16 protein-coding genes and 1 tRNA gene are annotated in these 17810 nt (G+C 71.3%); 5 read left to right on the top strand and 12 right to left on the bottom strand.

The genetic code is table 11. The features are described 5' to 3' along the window. Nucleotides 1–156: 156 nt before the first annotated feature. Entirely contained in the window at nucleotides 157–1047 is an 891-nt protein-coding gene (locus ABD284_RS22275) for an NUDIX domain-containing protein (protein WP_344147053.1), read from the bottom strand. A 124-nt stretch (nucleotides 1048–1171) separates the two neighbouring features. On the opposite strand from ABD284_RS22275, the gene ABD284_RS22270 reads away from it, so the two are divergent. Then, on the top strand, nucleotides 1172–2470 hold the full coding sequence (locus tag ABD284_RS22270) for a hypothetical protein (RefSeq protein WP_344147050.1): 1299 nt from the start codon (nucleotides 1172–1174) through the stop codon (nucleotides 2468–2470). Between the two features lie 50 nt (nucleotides 2471–2520). On the opposite strand, the gene ABD284_RS22265 is transcribed toward ABD284_RS22270, so the two are convergent. From ABD284_RS22265 to ABD284_RS22255, 3 genes are all read right to left on the bottom strand, one after another. Further along, nucleotides 2521–3066 (bottom strand): hypothetical protein, encoded by a 546-nt coding sequence (locus tag ABD284_RS22265; protein WP_344147047.1) that lies wholly within the window; start codon nucleotides 3064–3066, stop codon nucleotides 2521–2523. A gap of 780 nt (nucleotides 3067–3846) precedes the next feature. Then, a complete protein-coding gene (locus ABD284_RS22260) occupies nucleotides 3847–4458 on the bottom strand; it encodes a DUF4352 domain-containing protein (RefSeq protein WP_344147043.1) in 612 nt (203 codons plus the stop codon). A gap of 7 nt (nucleotides 4459–4465) precedes the next feature. Further along, nucleotides 4466–5200, bottom strand: coding sequence for a hypothetical protein (locus ABD284_RS22255; RefSeq protein ID WP_344147040.1), 735 nt, complete (start codon nucleotides 5198–5200; stop codon nucleotides 4466–4468). Nucleotides 5201–5574: 374 nt separating this feature from the next. Between ABD284_RS22255 and ABD284_RS22250 the strand changes: the two genes are divergently transcribed. From ABD284_RS22250 to ABD284_RS22235, 4 genes are all read left to right on the top strand, one after another. Continuing rightward, entirely contained in the window at nucleotides 5575–5733 is a 159-nt protein-coding gene (locus ABD284_RS22250) for a hypothetical protein (RefSeq protein WP_344147037.1), read from the top strand. A gap of 52 nt (nucleotides 5734–5785) precedes the next feature. Beyond that, the gene (locus tag ABD284_RS22245) at nucleotides 5786–5959 is read left to right on the top strand and encodes a hypothetical protein (RefSeq protein WP_344147034.1); all 174 of its coding nucleotides are present in this window, start codon (nucleotides 5786–5788) and stop codon (nucleotides 5957–5959) included. Nucleotides 5960–6096: 137 nt separating this feature from the next. Then, nucleotides 6097–9141 (top strand): AfsR/SARP family transcriptional regulator, encoded by a 3045-nt coding sequence (locus ABD284_RS22240; protein ID WP_344147031.1) that lies wholly within the window; start codon nucleotides 6097–6099, stop codon nucleotides 9139–9141. A 1222-nt stretch (nucleotides 9142–10363) separates the two neighbouring features. Next, nucleotides 10364–10437, top strand: a tRNA-Pro gene (locus ABD284_RS22235). Between the two features lie 79 nt (nucleotides 10438–10516). On the opposite strand, the gene ABD284_RS22230 is transcribed toward ABD284_RS22235, so the two are convergent. The 8 genes from ABD284_RS22230 to ABD284_RS22195 form a co-directional block, all read right to left on the bottom strand. Further along, nucleotides 10517–11764, bottom strand: a complete 1248-nt coding sequence (locus ABD284_RS22230; RefSeq protein ID WP_344147028.1) for a tyrosine-type recombinase/integrase — start codon at nucleotides 11762–11764, stop codon at nucleotides 10517–10519. Nucleotides 11765–11791: 27 nt separating this feature from the next. Continuing rightward, nucleotides 11792–11998 (bottom strand): helix-turn-helix transcriptional regulator, encoded by a 207-nt coding sequence (locus ABD284_RS22225; RefSeq protein WP_344147025.1) that lies wholly within the window; start codon nucleotides 11996–11998, stop codon nucleotides 11792–11794. Further along, on the bottom strand, nucleotides 11995–13686 hold the full coding sequence (locus ABD284_RS22220; protein WP_344147022.1) for a replication initiator: 1692 nt from the start codon (nucleotides 13684–13686) through the stop codon (nucleotides 11995–11997). The genes ABD284_RS22225 and ABD284_RS22220 overlap by 4 nt, the downstream gene beginning before the upstream one ends. Beyond that, a complete protein-coding gene (locus ABD284_RS22215; protein WP_344147019.1) occupies nucleotides 13667–15115 on the bottom strand; it encodes an FtsK/SpoIIIE domain-containing protein in 1449 nt (482 codons plus the stop codon). Before ABD284_RS22215 ends, ABD284_RS22220 begins: the two co-directional genes overlap by 20 nt. Then, nucleotides 15115–15375, bottom strand: a complete 261-nt coding sequence (locus ABD284_RS22210) for a hypothetical protein (protein ID WP_344147016.1) — start codon at nucleotides 15373–15375, stop codon at nucleotides 15115–15117. Before ABD284_RS22210 ends, ABD284_RS22215 begins: the two co-directional genes overlap by 1 nt. A gap of 110 nt (nucleotides 15376–15485) precedes the next feature. Then, the gene (locus ABD284_RS22205; protein WP_344147013.1) at nucleotides 15486–15923 is read right to left on the bottom strand and encodes a plasmid replication, integration and excision activator; all 438 of its coding nucleotides are present in this window, start codon (nucleotides 15921–15923) and stop codon (nucleotides 15486–15488) included. A gap of 123 nt (nucleotides 15924–16046) precedes the next feature. Then, entirely contained in the window at nucleotides 16047–16868 is an 822-nt protein-coding gene (locus tag ABD284_RS22200; protein WP_344147010.1) for a protein phosphatase 2C domain-containing protein, read from the bottom strand. Further along, nucleotides 16865–17719 carry a sigma-70 RNA polymerase sigma factor region 4 domain-containing protein gene (locus ABD284_RS22195; RefSeq protein ID WP_344147007.1) on the bottom strand — a complete coding sequence of 285 codons (855 nt, stop codon included), beginning with the start codon at nucleotides 17717–17719 and terminating at the stop codon, nucleotides 16865–16867. Before ABD284_RS22195 ends, ABD284_RS22200 begins: the two co-directional genes overlap by 4 nt. Nucleotides 17720–17810: the final 91 nt, after the last annotated feature.

The raw sequence follows: 17810 nt of genomic DNA, 5'->3' as shown, positions 1-17810 counted from the left end.
GGCACACCCCTGACTTACCCCTGACGGAGCACTCTGGCACCTGTCGTCCCGGGTCCGTGGACTTTTCCACAGCCCTGTGGGCGGCTTCTGCCCGATGAACGAGCGGCGCGCGGCGGAAGTGCCCGCGCCCGCTCACCACACGGCCGCCCCGGCTCGTCAGCCTTCAACCGCGCCGCGCACTCCCTCGGCGGCGCTCGACAGCAGACCCGCATCCGCCAGCCACTCCGGAGGGACGGTGGAGGCGCCGCCGCGCTCGGGGCCGCCGCCGCGACCGGTGACCAGGACGGTGTCGGTGCGTACACCGTCGGCGTCTTCCCGGTCGGCCGAGCCGCCCGACGCGCCGGGGCGCGCCCGCACCACCTCGACGCCGGGCGCGGGGGCGGGGGCCGGGGCGTCCGCCCCGACCAGCAGTCTGACCTTCGGGAACCACAGGTGCAGGCCGGATTCGGCGAGCCCGTCGGGCAGCGCCGCGGCGGCCACGCCCGCGGCGGCCAGCCCGGCCAAGTCGTCGCGCAGCCGCTCCAGCGCCTCCGGGCTCTCCTCGGGCAGCACCGTCGCGGCGTCGACGTGCAGGGAGAGCCGCCGGCCCAGCGCCTCGCGCAGGAGGGGCCAGGTGCGGCCGAAGGCCGGCAGCAGCCGCAGTTCGGCCACCTCGCCGACACCGACCCACCGCACCTCGTCGCTCTCCCAGTTGGCCGCTTCGAGCCGCCCGCCGTACACGGTGCGCGCCAGCACCGTGTCGTAGCGCCAGACCGTGTGCTCCTGGCGGTGCACTCCGATCAGCTCGAACGTGCCGGGGTCGCCGGCGACCTCCTCGCCGAACTCCCGGAGCGCGGCCTGCAGAGGGCTCTCGTCGCTGTTGCGCGCCCCGCCGGGCACACCCCAGGTGCCGCCCTGGTGGCTGCCCACCGCGCGGTGCTGCATCAGCACCCGGCCGCCGGGTCCGCCGCGCTGCCCGGGCGCGCGGAGCAGCAGCCCGGCGCTGCCGAAGCGGCCCCAGCGGCGCGAGCCGTCGGGAAGGGTCACCCAGCCGTCGCCGTCGCTCATCCCACCTCCTTCTCCCGCCCCGATCGACGGGGCGGTCTCGACCCCTCCACCTTGCCCACTGCGGCCGACTCCGGCCAGTGCCAATGCCCACCGCGTATGCCCCGCCCGCTAGGATTTGCGCGCGATGAGCAGCACGGCGAAGGCGACGGCCTCGGTTTCACGGCTCCCCCTGTACACCCTCGACCTGGCGAGGCGGTACTGGGCGCCGCTGCTGTGCGTCTATGTCATCGGCACGTTCCTGCACGACATGATGATGCGCGGCGTCGTCCGGCTGTCGGCCTTCGACCAGAACGTGGGCCTGATCGGCATGACCCTGGTCGTGCTGACGCAGCTGACCGTCACCATCGTGATGTTCCACATGCTGCGGCCGGGCCTGCCCACCGTCGACCGCGAGCTGTTCTCCCGGGCCTCCCCGCGCTCCGGCGGGGTTTCCGAAGGCGAGCGGCGCTGGGTCGACGCGGTGGCGGGGGCGATCCTGCCGTTCCTCATCTTCTACAACGCCTGGGGCCGCTTCGCCGAGGAGTTCCGCCAGTACAACGTGGAACTGATCAACCAGCGCGGCCTCACCGGATTCGTCGAGGGCAACGACATCAACGCACTCGGCCTTCCGCTGGCCGTCGCGCTGGTGTCGTTCCTGCTGCGGGTGCTGTGCGACCGGCTCTACGCGCGCACCGACAGCAAGATCCTGGGCCTGTTCACGGCGCTGTTCGAGGCCAACTGGATGTTCTTCGGCCTGTTCTCGATCATGCAGGTCTACGGCAACATCAAGACCTGGGCCGCCCAGCGCCAGGCCTGGCACGCGTTCGAGAACGGCATTCTGGAGTTCGTGCGCAGCCTCGGCAGCGCCACGTCGCTGCCGATCGAGCAGGGCTATCTGGCCGCGCTCGACCTGATCGGGCAGCTGATGCTGCACCTGCGCGACGGCCTGTTCGAACCGCTGCTGTGGCTGACCATCGCAGCGGTGATCTTCGGCGCGGAGATGGACCGCCACGACGCGCTGTTCCGCAAGGGCACCCGCGCCGCCAAGATCGAGGACGCGCTGACATCACCGAGCAACAGCGTCCTGCGCCAGATGGGCCGGCTCATGCGGCGCAGCGCGCAGGACCGGTGGACGCCGTTCATCAACGCCTTCCGCTTCATCCTGCGCGCCAGCCCGGTGTTCTACCTGGGTTTCTGCCTCTACTACGTGCTGATGGAGGTCGCCTTCGCCTGGCTGGAGCGCGGCGTCTACGTCGCGGTCGGTCCGCACGACTTCCTCGGCTGGTGGTGGCCGTGGCTGACGCCCGTCAGCTTCATGGTGGACGCGCTGCACGAGCTGATGCGCGTGTGCCTGCTGGCGGCGACGTTCGAGGTCACCCTGCGCAGCCTGAGCGCCTCCAGCACCGGCCGCCGCGCCCGCGCCGCCGGGCGCGTGCACGCCTGAGCGCCGCCACACCCGCTCGGCCCGCGGCCCGCCGGACGCGGGGGCCGGCACTACTCCTCCTGCTCGAAGCGCATCGCCCGGGGCGCGGGGTCCTGACCGCCACCGGCGGTGGGCACGGCGACCTCGAAGGCGAGTGAGTCGACGGCGTCCTCTGGCACGACGAAGCTGACCACAACGCCCGCTTCCTCGCCTGCCGGCAGCGGCTTGCTGTTCTCGTCGGTGCAGCCGTAGAGGACCGAGACCGTGCCCTCCAGGCCGGGCCGCATGGAGTAGCTGGAGGTCGGCTGCCACCAGCGCCCCTGGTCGTCGACTGCGCGGAACTCGCAGTTCGCGAGGCGCTTGCGGGCCTTGCCCTCGCCGGGAGTCAGCTTGAACACGGCGTCGACGAGGTGGGTGCCCTCGGGCGGCGGCGCGGCCCCCTCCAGTTCGTCGACGAGCGTGCCCCGCAGCTCCCATCGGCTGCCCACCAGCTCGGCGGGGTCCTCGGTGCCTGCGACCGCGATCGGCTCCGGCGATATCGCGCCCTGGTCGAGCATCGCCTCGCGCTCCATCCACCAGGGCACGCCGAGAGCCACCGGCAGCGCCACCGCCAGCACGGCGATGGACGGCAGGTGGGCGCGCTTCCAGAAGGGGAGCGCCCGCCGAGCGCGCCCGCTTCCCGGCGGTACGGGCTGCGCGGGGTGCGGCGGATGCGCCTGGGCCGGGTGTCCGCCGGGCGGCGGTGCGAAGGCGGGTGTGCCCGGAGGCGGAGGAGGCCCGTAGGGGCCTTGCGGGCCTGGGCCTTGGGGACCGTGTGGTCCGGGCGGGCCGGGCGGACCGACCGGTCGGCCGCCGTGGGGGCCGCCGGGCGGCGGAGGGGGACCGGCCCGCGGGCCGCCGGGCGGTGGCGGAGCCTGGTGGCCCTGCTGTCCCGGTCGGCCCTGGGGCGGGTGGGGACCCGGCTGCGGCTGCGGACCCTGCCGGTGCTGCGGCCCCGGCTGGGGAGGCGGGCTCGGCGGCGGCCCCTGCGGTCCTCGGGGAGCCTGCGGAGGCTGTCCCCCCTGGGGAGCGGGCCCGCCGGGCTGCGGGTGAGGTCCGGGACGACCGGGGTGGGGACCGTTGCCGCCGGGCGGCGGAGGAGGAGGTGCGGGGCGGCCGCCTTGCTGCCCGGGCGGTCCGGCAGGCGGACGGTTGCCCGGAGGCGGCGGAGGCGGCGGTGCGGGGCGGCCCTCCGCGCCGGAGTCCGGGGGCCGGCGCTCCGCGGGCGGAGGCTGCCCGCCGGAGGGGTGCTGCGGCTGCCCCTCGGGCGGTGTGGGCCGCCGCTGCTCGGCGGGGGGCTGCTGGTCGTGGGGCCGCTCGCCGCGGCGGGGGTCGTCGGGGTGCATTGGCGGCGCTTCCTACGACGTCTTGGCGGGGGCGGGAACGTCGATGCGCTCCTCCGGCTGGGAGAGGCGCTCGTCGAGCTCGGTTCCGCTCAGCCCCAGGTCGATGTCGGCGCGGGCGCTGAGCCGGTCGTCGATCGACTCGCGGGCGTTCACCTGGAGAACGGGTGCCGAGATCCGGTCCTCGGGCACCTCGAACACCAGCATGCCGGCGACGGGGATCCCCGCCTCCAGCGTGGTGCCGAGGCCGCCCGAGAGGCCGTTGCTCAGCCACCCGTTGGCGGAGTAGACGTAGCCGTCGTCCATCACGAGTTCGGCGTCGACGTTGGTCAGCGGAGCCGAGGCGGAGGTGATCCGGACGCCGGCCACCAGCCACACGCCGTTCGCCTCGATCGGCCCGGAGGTGCCGAACCCGTCCTTGTCGGCCACGGTCTCGGCGAACCGGACCTCCTGCACCGTGATGGAGAACTGGCCGGCGTCGACGGGCTCGCCGATATCGCCCGAGGAGGCGATGGGCTCGGTCGCCAGCGTCTCGTCGGGCACCAGCGACTGGGCCGCGACGATCAGGGCGAGCAGCGTCAGGGTGGCGAAGGTCGCGACCGCGCTGCGGGTGAAGGAGGAGGCCACGCGCGCCTCACCCCTGTCCGAGCGGGAAGGTGACCTCGGCCGCGACGTCGTCGGTGGCCTTCCAGGTCTTGGACTGGTCGGTGAAGCCCGGGGAGAACTCGGTCTCGTTGAAGGTCAGAGTCACCTCGTCCTGCTTCTCGGCGAGCGGTGCCACGTCCTCGGGGGTCTTCATCAGATCGTCGAGGTCGAAGGGCTCGGAGCTTCCGGAGCCGCCGCCCAGGCCGGCCAGCGGGTTGTCGGACTGCTCCTGCTGTTCCTGGTCCTTGTCGTCCTGCTCGGCCTTGCGCAGCGACCAGGTCATGACCACCTTCTCGCGCATCTTCGGCTGGATCTCGAAGACCAGGCCCCCGGGGTGGCGGACGTAGGCGACGCTGAGCGCGGACGCGTCGATCCCGTCCGAGGGGAAGTCGACCTCGATCACGTGGCCCAGCTGGCTGACCTGGATGGGCTTGGTGTCGTTGGAGACCAGTTCGGCGCGCACCTGCAGTGCGGTGAGGCCGGCGTCGTCCTTGACGAACTCGGCCTTCTGCGGGGTCAGGGTGTACATCGCGGTGCGCACCTCGGTGCCCGGCTCGGCCTCGGGTGTGGCGTCCGCCCGGGCCAGGCCGCCGGTCGCCCAGAGCACAAGGGTCGCCGCCGCCAGGACGACGGCGGCCACGAGCAGGATGACCACCCGCCAGAGCGTGCTCTGGGGAAGGAGGCCGCTCGATACATCCTCGGTGTCGGGAGCGTGGTGTGCCACGAGCAGGAAGTGTAGAGGGAACCGCCCCCTTCGTGCCCTTTCGCGGCCTGATGAGGACAGATTCCCGCGTGTCGGGAACCGATCGGCCGGGTAAGGCGCGCGGCCCGTCCAGAAGGGCTTCCGCCAGCCGAAAGAGAACTGAAAGCGGTCCGCAAGACCCTCTTTTTAGGCTGGAACCACGTTCAGCCGGACCGGCACCCGCAGGAGGACGGCCTGCGGGCGCCGGCCGCGTTGGATCCGGGGCAGGCGGATGCCGCCCGCGGCCGCCGCAGGCCGCGGGACCGGCCCCCGGACCGCTTCGGGCCGATACCTCGATCGCGGGGAAAGGCCTGCTCCTGACCTCCTTGACGTTCCATGAGACCGAAGGAGTCCCCATGACTTCGCCCCTGCTCGCCGGCGCCTACGGCGTCGAGGCGGAGTTCGCGGCCATCGTCGCCAGGGTCGATCCCTTCTCCGAACCGGACTACGAGACGTTCGAGGAGGACGACGACCAGCCGGTCGACGACGACGCACCGGTGGTTGACTGGCCCTAGCCCCCCTTCGGTCCGTTTCCATGCGACACCCTGCAGAAATCGAGGATCACCGATGAGCCAAGCAGTGCTCGCCCCCACCGCGCCGATCGACGCGGAGTTCGCCGCCATCGCCGCCCGGATCGAGCCGTTCTCCGAGCCCGACCCCGAGCAGGAGGACCAGACCGCGCCCGAGAGCGCGCCTTCCGAGAAGGAGGCGGAGACTCCCGAGAAGGAGTCCGACAAGTAGGGGCGACGAGCCCCGAGGGCCGCTGATGCGGCCCCGCGTGCCGCTGTGGACGCCGTGCTGCGGGGAGGGGAGCACGGCGTCCACAGTGCTGTTACTTCACCCGGTGCGGCGCGAACCGCCTTGCTAGAGTGCTGTTCGTGAATTTTGGCGTGCTCGGCCCCATTTCGGCGTGGTCGAACGACGGAGAGTCGCTCTCCGTCGGCGGTCCGCGACAGCGGTGCGTACTGGGCACGCTTCTGATGGAGCGCGGCAAGGAAGTCACCGTCGACCGCCTGATCGAGTACCTGTGGGACGACGACCCGCCCCGAACCGCCCGCTCCGTGATCCAGGTGCAGATCTCGCACCTGCGCCGCTCCTTCCCCGACGTCATCAAGACCACCGCCGGCGGGTACATGGCGGCGGTCGAGGCGGACCGGGTCGACCTGCACCGCTTCCGCGCTCTCGTCGAACGCGCCAAGGCCGCGGGCGACCCCGCCGAGGAGGCCGTGCTCTGGGACGATGCGCTGGCGTGCTGGCGCGGCCAGCCGTTCTCCGGCACCGGCTCCGAGCACCTGTGGAACGCCGTCGCTCGGCCGCTCCTCGAGGAGAACTGGAGCGCCTGGACCTCGTGGGCGCAGTGCGCGTTCGCGCTGCACCGCTACACCGAGATCGTCACCCGGGTCACGCCGCTGGTGCGCGAGGACCCGATGCGGGAGCGCCTCCAGTACTTCCTGATCGCGGCGCTGTACCGCAGCGGGCAGCGCGCGTCCGCGCTCGCGGTCTTCCAGGAGTGCCGGGAGTATTTGGCCGAGGAGCTCGGCGTCGACCCGAGCCCCGAGGTCATGGAGCTGCACGGGCAGATCCTGCGCGACACCGAGTCCCACGTGGGGCGGCTTATCGGCGCCGTCACCCCCTCAGGCGGCGAGTCGGCACCCGCGGAGCAGCCGCCGGTTCATGAGCAGCGGCCGCGCGACTTCGTCTCACGCAACGACCTCCCGCGCGACATCCCCGACTTCACCGGCCGCGAGAACGACCTGGACCGCCTGCTCGCGCTCGGGACGCGCGACGAGAACCGGGCCGAGATCGCCGTGGTCACCGGTCTGGGAGGTGCGGGCAAGACGACTCTGGCCGTGCACGGCGCGCACCGGCTGGCCGACCGGTTCCCCGACGGCCTGCTCTTCATCGACCTCTACGGCTACACGGTCGAGCACGAACCCGTCATCCCCGCCGCGGCGCTGGGCAGCCTCCTGCGCGCGATCGGCGTGCAGCCGGACGCGATCCCGGAGTCCGTCGAGGAGCGCGCCGCGCTGTGGCGGGCGAGCCTGACGGGCCGGCGGGTGCTGATCGTGCTGGACAACGTCGCCAACTTCGCACAGATCAGTCCCCTGTTGGCGGCCGCTCCGGGCTCGTTCACCATCGTCACCTCGCGCCAGGACCTGCCCGGGCTGAGCGGAGCGCAGTACATCTCGCTGGGCATGCTCACCGAGGAGTCGTCGCTGCGCCTGTTCTCCACCGTTCTGGGGCAGGACCGCGTCGACCAGGAGGAGCCGACCGCGCGCGCGGTGATGCGGCTGTGCGGCGGGCTTCCGCTCGCGCTGCGCATCGTGGCGGGCCGCATGCTCAGCCGGCCGCGCTGGACCTTCGAGCACGTCAAGCAGCGGCTCAGCGAGCACCACCGGATGTTTCGCGAGCTGCGGATCGAGGGCCACAGCGTCGAAGCCGTCTTCGAGCTGTCCTATCAGAGCCTCAATGAGGAGCAGCGCCGCGCGTTCCTCATCCTGGGCGTGATGATCGGCGGCACCGTCGACCTGCACGGCGCGGCCGCCCTGCTCGACTGCGACCCTCCCGAGGCCGACGACCTGCTCCAGGAACTGGTGAGCGTCTGCCTGTTCGAGGAGCCCAGCGTCGACCTGTACCGGTTCCACGACCTGCTCGGCTCCTACGCCCGCGAGAAGGCGGCCACCGACCTCTCCCCGGCGGAGGCCGAGGAGGCGCGGCGCCGCCTCGCCGACCACTACCTCGACATGGCCAACCGGGCGGCCGACATGATGGGGCCGCGCGGCCACCACTACGAGATCGACCGGAGCAGCTCCTCCAGGTACGAGACCACGCTGACCGACCACGCCCAGGCCACCGCGTGGTTCGAGCGGCACCAGGACAACCTCGCCTCGGCCGTCGACTTCTACGCGGGCGTGGGGCTGGACGAGCAGGCGTGGCAGCTGGCCGACTCGCTGTGGCGGCACTACGCGAACCACGGCCAGACCGAGCTGATGATGTCGACCCAGGAGAAGGCGCTCGCCGCCAGCCGGGCCAACGGAAACGTGCGCGGCAGCGCGGCCACCCTCATCGGCCTGGGCATCGCGCACTGCCTGGCAGGCCGCTTCAGCCACTCGCTGGACCTGCTGAACGAGGCCCGCGAGCTGCTGGAGACCATCGACGACGAGCGCGGCAAGGCGCGGGTCTACTCCAGCCTGAGCATGGTCTACGACCGGATGGGGCGCTTCCACGAGGCCCTGTCCTGCATCTGGAAGGTCTTCGAGTACGCGGTCGCCGCCGGCGACCGCTCGCTTGAGGGCGTGCAGCGGGCCAACCTGGGCGCGATGTACCAGGTCCTGGGCGACTACGAGAAGGCTCTGGAGCTCTGCGAGTCGGCGCTGAAGATCAAGAGCGAGGAGGGGCAGTACGAGACCTCGGCCCAGGTCCTGCGCGTGCTGGGCGAGGTCAACTCCCAGCTGGGCAACCTGGACCAGGCGTTCTCCTACCTCTCCGAGGCGCTGAAGCTCGCTCAGCTCATCGGGTCCCAGCGCGACGAGTTCTACATCCGCAACGGTATGGCGGTGGCCCAGCGCCGCAGCGGCGACATCGAGGCGGCGATCGAGTCGCACAAGGCCGCCCTGCAACTGGGCGAGGAGGTCGGCCAGCACAGCGCGGACTCCGAGATCCTCTCCGAGCTGGGGTGCGCCTACGCCGAATACGGCGACGCGGCCGAAGCCCGGCGGATCCAGGAGCAGGCGCTGGAACTGGCTCGCACCCGGGGCGAGCGCCACGTCGAAGGGCGCGCGCTGCTGCGGCTCGGCCTGCTGCCCGAGGCGGTGCCGCACGACGATCGGGTGACCTACCTGGCAAGCGCCGCCAAGCTCTTCGCCGACCTGGGCGCTCCGGAGGCGCAGGAGGCCCAGGCGGAGCTGCAGAAGCTCGTCTGACGGCGGCCGCCCGGTCCCGAACCCGCGCCGCACGAGGCCGGCCAGGGCATCGGGTGGCATCGGGCACTGCGTTGGCCAGGCTTGGCCGTGGTTTCACGGGAAACAGCAGGTGAGCGCTGGGGAAGAGCGTCCGGCGACGGAACGCGGTGCCGCAGAAGCCCCCGGCCCGCAGTGGCACGGGGACTCCGGCCCGCCGGGCCGCAGAGCGACCAGGCCGCAGACGACCGGGCCACCAGGGCACCGGGCCACAGGGATGCCGGAGTACCGGGACCCCGGTTCGACGGAGCACGGGTCTTTGGTTCGCCGGGTCGCAGTTCGACCGGGGTACCGGGTCTCCGGTTCGCCGGGCCGCAGAGCGACCGGGCTGCCGGGGCACCGGGACTCCCGCTCGCCGGGCCGCAGTTCGACCGGGCTGCCGGGGCACCGGGACTCCCGCTCGCCGGGCCGCAGAGCGACCGGGCTGCCGGGGCACCGGGACTCCCGCTCGCCGGGCCGCAGAGCCGCTCGGCCGCCAGTCCGCCGCGGGTCCGCCCGGCGTCTCCTCGCCCAGAATCGCCCCCGTCGGGCGGGCGTATGCGAGCGGACGCCTCCCCCTCCTCCCCGCTGCCGGAGAGGGGGCCCGGCCCCGTCCGCAGAGGAAGGGGAGGCATCCTGCTCACCCGTGGAACGGCCGCTGATCTCGGGCCCGCCCTGAGGCGGGCCGCATGACGGCGGCGTTCCACTGCCCGCCCCGCTCCGCGGCGGAGCCGAGGTCGGTCGACGTCTCCTCGCGGTGCTGCGGGCACAGGTGGTCGCCGGTCGCGCGTGCCCGCACACAGCGGGGCGCGGCGCATCGGTGCTCTCCGAGTCGTGAGCGGAAGGTGCGGATGTGCGTGGTGCAATGGCGCTCTGTCGGCTCTGTCAGCTCGATGCAGTCGCCCACCGAACACACCCGCGACCCGTTGAGCCACCGTGACAGGCGGACCCACCACGGGATCGGGACGGCGGACAGGGGATCGGGAACGGGGACACGGCTCTCGGCTCCCATACCCCCAAAGTGCGCCCGGCGCCCCCTCCCGACAACCCCGAGGGCCGTTCCCGGCCGTTTCCTCTAGAGAGGTTTGCCGATCCCCGTACCCCGGCACCTCGCCCCACCACCCCCACCCGCCCACCGCACCCCGCCCAGGCCCTTGATCGTGTGCGACCACGCCCGCACGTCCGCTAGACTGTTCCACGGCGCAAACGGGGTGTAGCGCAGCTTGGTAGCGCGCTTCGTTCGGGACGAAGAGGTCGTGGGTTCAAATCCCGCCACCCCGACAGAGAAACGGGTGTCCACCCAGGTGGGCACCCGTTTTCGTGTGTGTAGTGGTTGGCGGTCTCAGCGGCCGGTACACATTCAGTGCACATGCTCCGGGGCGGTCGGCGGGGTTGGGGCTGTGTCGGTGCGCGCCGCAGCGGCCTTCATCCGCCCGGCGTCCATGGCGTCGGCGACCTCGTCCAGGCGGTCCGGGAAGAGGTGGCCGTAGGTGTCGAGCGTCATGGTCGCGGTCGCGTGGCCGAGCATCTGCTGAACCACCTTCACGTCCGCGCCGGCGGCGATGGCGAGTGACGCGGCGGTGTGCCGGAGCTTGTGCGGGCTCAGCCCGATGCCGTCGAGGCCCGCGTTGGTGCGCGCGTTGTTGAACTCGCGCATGCGCCAGTTGTGGATGCGCAGCGGCGCCCCGCGCTTGGTGGTGAAGACGTAGGCGTCGGGGTCGCGGTTCTCCACCAGCGGAGCCAGTTCGGGCACCAGGGACGCGGGAATGGGCACGGTGCGGCGTTCGCCGGTCTTGGGGACGTCTTCGGTCGCTTCGCCCTTGACCTCGGAGAAGGTGACGGCGACGCGGATGCGCCGCTTGGCCAGGTCGACGCGATGGACGCGCAGGGCCGCCGCTTCGCTCCACCGGAGTCCGGTATAGGCGAGGAGGAGCACGAGCGCGCGGTTCACGGCCGAGGCTGCCGACTTCTGCCGGTACTTGGTGCGCAGCTCCGCCGCGGCGTTGGCGAGCGTTTCCACCTGGTCATAGGTGAGGTAGACGTGTTCGGCTTCGCTGGCCTTGGGGAGCTTGAGCCCTTGCGCCGGGTTGAACGGGATCCGGCGCGGCACGCACCAGCCGAGGACCATGGAGAGCACGGCGTGCGCGTGCTGAGTCTGCGAAGCGCCGAGGTTGCTCCCGCCCTCGTCGCGCGGCTTCTGAAGTTCGGCGATCCAAACGGCGATGTCCTCGCTGTGGATCGCGTCGAGCGGGAGATCTCCCCACCGGTCGAGGACGTGGTTGTCCAGCAGGCTCCGGTACTTCCACCAGGTGGCGCGCTTGATGTCGGTACGTGTCCCTAGCCATTTGTCGGCCATCGCGCCGAGGGTGACCTTGGAGGCGGCGGGGTCGCGGTAGGAACCGGCGTTGAGGCTGGATTCCAGGTCGTTCTGCCGCTTCTCGGCGTCCGGCTTCTTGCGGTAGGTGCCGCCGCTCTTGGGCTTTCCGGCGGGGTCGTAGTAGCGGACTTGCCAGCGGGCCGGAGGGGTGCGCTTGGCCGCCTTGGCTTTGTCCACGGCGTCGCGGTACCCCTTGTCGCGCGTGCGGTCGTAGATCCACACCCGAGCCATGCGCTTTCCTCTCCCCTATCTCTGCCGCTACTGCGAGCGGACCCAGGCGTGGACTTCAGCGGGGACGTAGCGCAGGTATCGCCCGACGCGGTACGAGGGCGGACCGTCGCCCTTGTACCGCCACTCGTAGAGCGTCTTCGCTGGAACGCCGAGGAAGCCGGCGGTTTCCCGCACCGACCAGAGCTGCGCGGGGATGCTGTGGCCTTGCGTCGCGGTAGTTGTGGCGGCGGTCATGCGGCCCTTTCCGGAGTTGCCGAAAGATCGTCGGAGCGCTGTTGCCGAGCGGCGTCGAGCTGGGCGCGGCGTTTGAGCGCTTCGCCGACCGCGCGTAGGAGGCGGTGTTCGCGGGGCGGCACGTCGGGATCGGTCGGCCGGGCGAGTTCCCAGGCGTGATCACCTGAGGAGACCGAGGCGAGCGCGGGAACGGCGCCGTCGCCCTGGCCCTCGTCGGGGTCGGCGTCGGGATCCACCCCGAGCGAGTCCAGGACCCAGCGCAGCCGGTCCGCTTTGTGGTCGGCGACGGTCTTCCCGGACCATTTCCGAGACACCAGCACGCGGCGCCCGGCGTAGCCGAGGCGTTCGCGGCGGTGTGCCTTGGAGCGGCAGAAGCCCGGAGTCATCCCGGCTTTGGCGTTGTCAGGTTGGATGCCGTAGCGCAGCCAGTTCGCGCACTTCGGCGAGCAGGGTTCGAACCGCAGTGCCTCCACGAGCCGGTCAACGTGGCGGTGTTGGGCGTCGGTGGTGACCTCGTGGCATTCGGCGATGTCCTTGGTCAGGTACTTCGCCAGGTAGCGCACGCACCGATCGGCATCCGGACTACCGGCCACCACCCCTTTGGCATCCACTTGGGGGCCGAACCGGACCACGTGCATCGGTTCCGCCGCAGGGTCGGCGTCGAGCGCGTCCAGGGCTTCATCCCAGGTGGGCAGAACTTCCCCGGTTGCCATATCGACATAGCCGCCGATCGACTCCTCCCAGACCGGAAGGTTCTCCCCCGCGTAGACCGGATCGTCGGCCGCAGGCCACCACACCTGGTGATAGGTCGCCGCCGCGATCTGCCGAAGCTCGGCACGCGGGATGGTCCCCCTCGTCGCCATGTGCAAATGTGGCGCCAGCCGCCGTTGAGGTTCGACGGTGGCGAAGTACTGCACGTCGAAGCCCGCCACGCGGCGCAGGTTCTGCACGAACCGGTCGATGAGCTTGGAAAAGTGCAGCGCATCCCGCGCGGCCCGCCGGTAGTCATACGTCGAGGGATCTACCGGTGTGCCGTCCGCCTTCACCCGCCCGTAGGTGTCGCAGGTCAGCGTCACGAACAGCGAGGGCCGGAAGACGCGGCCCGTGGCCGGATCCTCATAGGAGCGCCCAACGGTGGTCTTCGCCATCTGCCGTTTGGGCAGGTCCGGCGCGTCTTGGCGCCGTTTGGTGGAGCGCACCCGCCGCAACGAGCCCGACGAGGAGGAGCCACGGGAGACGGACCCGCGCATGCCGGATGCGGTGATTTCGGCGTCGAGGTCGGCGATGGCCTGATCAAGCGCAGCCACCTCGTCCGGAGCAGCTTCGCCCTCGTCGACGAGCCGATCCCGCTCGGCGGTCACAACGGCGCGCCGCTCGATCCACGCCCGCTGAACGTCGGACGGTTCGTCGGGCGTGACGGTCGGATCCTGCGTCAGGTGCCAGCCCTCTTCGCACTGAGTCCGCCGGATGGAGCGCTTGCGCTTGGCGCAGGAGGGGCACCGCGATTCCAGCGTGGTGCCGCAGGGCACGTCAACGATCTCGGTCGCACCTGTGGTGATGTCGGTCCGCCGGAGGGAGACCGGGCGGATGCAGACGCCCTTGTCGGCGGCGATCTGCTCGGCCACCTCACGCGCCAGCGGTTGCGCCTGCCGTTCGGCCCGTGTGGACTTACCGGTCGGAGTGGGCATCAGCCCCCACCCCCGTAGCGGCCGGTTCACCGGACATGGCGTCGATGTCGGAATCGGTGACGAAGGCGGCCCGTACCCGCACGGGGGCCGGGGAGCCCTCCAGCTTCACGAACGCCACGCCGGGAAGGTCGGGGTCGATCAGGTGGGCGTTGGCGCCGCGATCCCGCGCCCCTTCTCCGAGGACCATGTCCACCTGCGACGCCTCGTCCAGCCGGAGCGCGATCTTGTCGGGGAAGAGGTTGCGCAGGTTCAGCACCTCCTTGCGGGGGTCTTGGAGTGCGGCCAGGACGCAGAAGCCGACCGAGCGGCCTTGGCTGGTGAGGGTGGCGATTGCGTTCTCGGCGCGCTTCCGGATGTCGCGGTCGGGGTGGTAGGCGGTCAGGAACGCGACCTCGTCCAGGACCACGACCACGAACGGGTCCCGCACCGACGGGACGTGTTTCCGCTGGCGTCCGGCGTAGCGTTCGGCGCGTTCCTGCATCGCCGCAATCGCCGCCTCCAGCAGTTCCACGGCGTCATCCGCTGCATCGGCGTACCGGGCGAACAAGGAACGCCCGAACGACAGCTCCATCCGCTTGGGATCGATCGCCCACACCTGCGCCGTCCCCGCAGCGATGGCCGGGGTCATGGCGCGGATGGCTGACCACAGCACCGAGCCCTTGCCCGCACCGGTCACGCCCACGGTCAGCACGTGGGTTCCGTGCAGGCGCAGGTTCCACGGCTGCCCGTCCTCGCAGCGCCCCACGGGCAGCGCCGATAGGTCCACACCCTGGGGATCGTCGGGCACCGGTAGCGCGTCGATCGGGTCGGCGAGCATGTCCCGGCGGGGAAACTCCAACACGAGGTCACGCGGCCCGCGCACCTCGACACGGCAGGAGGGGGCGCCGAAGCCGTGCGCCAGCTCAGGAACCCGCTGTTCGAACTCGGCCGGGGCGGTGCCGGCCACCAGCTTGACCCGCACCCGGTCGGCCCAGGCCGAGCAGGTCACGCCCCGGATCTGGGGAAGGTACTGGCGCTCAAGGTAGGACTCGGCCAGCCCGGAGACGACCAGGACGGGTTGCCAGTGGCGCCGGTAGATCCAGAACCGGCGCCAGGTGGCCAGCGCCCGCAGCGCCACATGTGCTTTGAACGACTCCGGCCAGCGCCGCCACCACACGAGAAGCCCGAGGTCGGCGACCGTCCACAGCACGGCCACACCGAGCCAGCCGAAGGCGACATAGACGGCCACCGAGGCAGCGACCGCGCCGACCGACACCGGGAACTGGAACGGCAGCAGCACCAGCGCCCGCAGGAAGCGCCAGAGCCACCCGGTCAGGATGAAGATTCCCGGCGTCTCGACGACCGGAGTCGTGAAGCGCACCGCCTGCGCAGGCACGGGCGCCGTGGGCCGCTGCACCTGGGATGCGCCCGCCTTGGAGCTGCGCAGCATCACCGACCACCCCCCGGCTGCTCGGCCTCGTCGGCGGCACGGACGGCGGCCAGTTCGGCGCGCGCCTCGTCAGCGACCGCGCGGGTTTCGGCGTCGGTGCTCTGGTCGGCGATCCGGTCGAGGATGGACGATTTCCAGGCCAGCAGCGCCGCATCAGGTCGAGGACGGTAGCCGTTGAAGGCGGCGGTGCGGTGGGCGCGCACGGCGTCCATGAACGCGGTGATCTCGCGGATGCTCACCCGCGCAGAGTGATCGGACATACTGAAGACACACCTCTTCTGTCATCGGTTGGGAAGCCGGAACCGAGGGGTTGAAGGGGCGGCCGAAGGTGTTGGCGCACCAGGCCGCCCCGCTTACATGCGCGAGCCGGTCAGCCCGCATCCTTGGCGCCGGACGCCGTAGCACCGGCAGCGGCGGGAGCCTTGCGCGAGGCCGAGGCCGCACCGCCGGGCGTCTTCACGCCCCGAGCGCGCAGCGAGTAGGCCACGCGGGGACGGCGCCCCGAATCGTCCACGTAGGGCATGACCGACATCTGCTCGAACTCCACGGGCCGGAAGGGCAGGCCGGGCACCTCGTCGGGCAGCGTCGGGCAGTGCTCGGCGGCCACCTTGACCTTCACCGACTTCTGCTTGCCGCGCGCTTCGGGATCGGCGTCGATCACGTCCACCGCCCACAGCGGCAGGCCCGACACCTTGTCCATCTGCGGACGCTTCGTCTCGAAGTCGGTAATGGGCTCCACGCCGAGCGCGTAGGCGCCGTGCGGGAACACGGTCCCGAACTCGATCGGCAGCGCACCCTGAATCGCCATCTCTCAGCCTTTCTCATCGTTGCGTACCCCCCTAGACAGTGTGGATCGTCCGCCACAGCGAGTGCTGTCTAGGGGTATGGACAGACAGTAGCGCGCCAGATCGGCGATTGTCTAGGGGGATACTCAGGCGTCGGCGTGTCCGTAGACGACCGTCGCGTCATCGTGGTTCTTCGCGCGCGGCCACCGCTGCCCTTCGGCGTCGCTGTCCTCAGCTGTGCGCACCTGGTGAATCAGCGCGGCCGGTCCCTCGTCGGCGAGGGTGTCCAGGGTGGCGCGCCAGGTGGCCAGGCCGAAGCGGTCGGCGAGCCGACTCGCGCCATCGCTCAGCAGCGCCAGGGCGGCCACGTCGTCCAGGCCTACGCGGCCGGTGATGGCCTCGTCGGCGGCGGCAGGGTCGGTGTTGGCGACCCAGAATCCCCCGGGACGGTTGCGGTGCTCGGCCAGCGCGGCGACGTAGTCGCGAAGCGCTTGGGCGTGCTCGGGCGTGCCGGTTGGCAGCGCGTCCATGGGTTTGCGCAGCTCGGCGCCGACCACGGCTTCCCGGTCGTCGGTGATCACGTCGGGCGCTGCGCCGGGCCGGTCGAGGACCAGCACGGAATCAGCCAGCACGAGGTATTCGCAGTCGGCACCGTTCCACCGCAGCGCGATGACGGTGGAGGAGGGCGTATCGGAATGCTTGAGGTCGCACGTGTCGGCGTGCAGCCGGTTCACGTGCTCGATGCTGTCGGCCAGCGCACCGGCAAGGCTGTCGCCGGAGGCCAACGCTCCCAGCAGCAGCCCGCCGAGAGTGTGGGAGTACCAGGCGACACCGTGCACGCACCCGGAATCGGTACCGGGCGGCGTGCCGGCACCGTCGAGCAGCACGGCCGCATTGGTGCCCACGGCCGCGAAGTCCTCGTTAGGCCGGTCGCCTTTGGCGGGGTCGGTGGCCAGGCGGAAACTCACGCCTCGTCCTCAGCCTCGTCGTGGCGGTAGAGCGGGGTTGCCATCTCGGTTTTCACTGGTTCGTTGGTGTCGGGGTCGTACTCGGTGCGGATCAAGACCGAGAAATCGCGGTCGCCGACCTGACCCCACAAGGTGGCGATGTCGGTGCTCAGCCAGTGCGCCACCCCGAGCGAGCCCGCCGGGTGAATGCCCGCGATCGCCAGCAGCGAGCCCGCACCATCCGGGCGGGGGAGACGGCCGAGGTACCCGATGTCGCTGGAGGAGGGCGGCGAAGCGTCCGAACCCGCAATGTGCGCCTCACCGGTGCGGGTGTCGCGGATGCGCCACGGGCCGTCCTCGTCACGCTCCCAGACGAACACGGGATCCTTGGCGTAGGTCTGGGCCATCGCCTCAGACATGCGCGGCCCGCACACGACCACCAGGCCGGGCCGGTCGAGGTTCACGGCGCCGTCAACCGCCACGTGATCGTCCTGCACCGTCAGGTCGTAGGTCCGGGCGAGGTCTTCCAGCCGCTTGCCGGTGTTGAGGTCATCGAGGGAGACCGCCGCCCGCGGCTTGCCCGGCTCGGGGCGTAGGGGGGTGACGACGGTGACCGTGCCCGAGCCGAAGAACGCGCCCTCCGGCGCCGGGCCGGTGTGGCGGATCTGGTGGATGCGCCCGCGGCTCAGACCGGCCTGTGTGGCGATCTGGGCATAGGACAAGCCTTGTGCGTGCAGGTCTTGGATGGTGCGGCGCCGCAGCCGGGACAGGTCGGTGACCTCTTGCTGAGCTTCACTGAGCCGGTCGGTCGCCGCGCGCAGCAGCGCGAACGGGTCTTCAATGGCGGCGATGCGCTCATACTCGTTGGACATCGGCCCCCTTCCCTCGTGCGCGCTATCCGCTGGGGAAGAGTCTAGGTCCCTAGACAAACCGGGCTCTATGACCTGGCCTGAAGTTGCGCTT

The sequence above is a fragment of the Streptomonospora arabica genome (assembly GCF_039531585.1).
Taxonomy (GTDB): Bacteria; Actinomycetota; Actinomycetes; order Streptosporangiales; family Streptosporangiaceae; genus Streptomonospora; species Streptomonospora halophila.
This window is presented reverse-complemented; position numbering and strand designations above follow the sequence as displayed.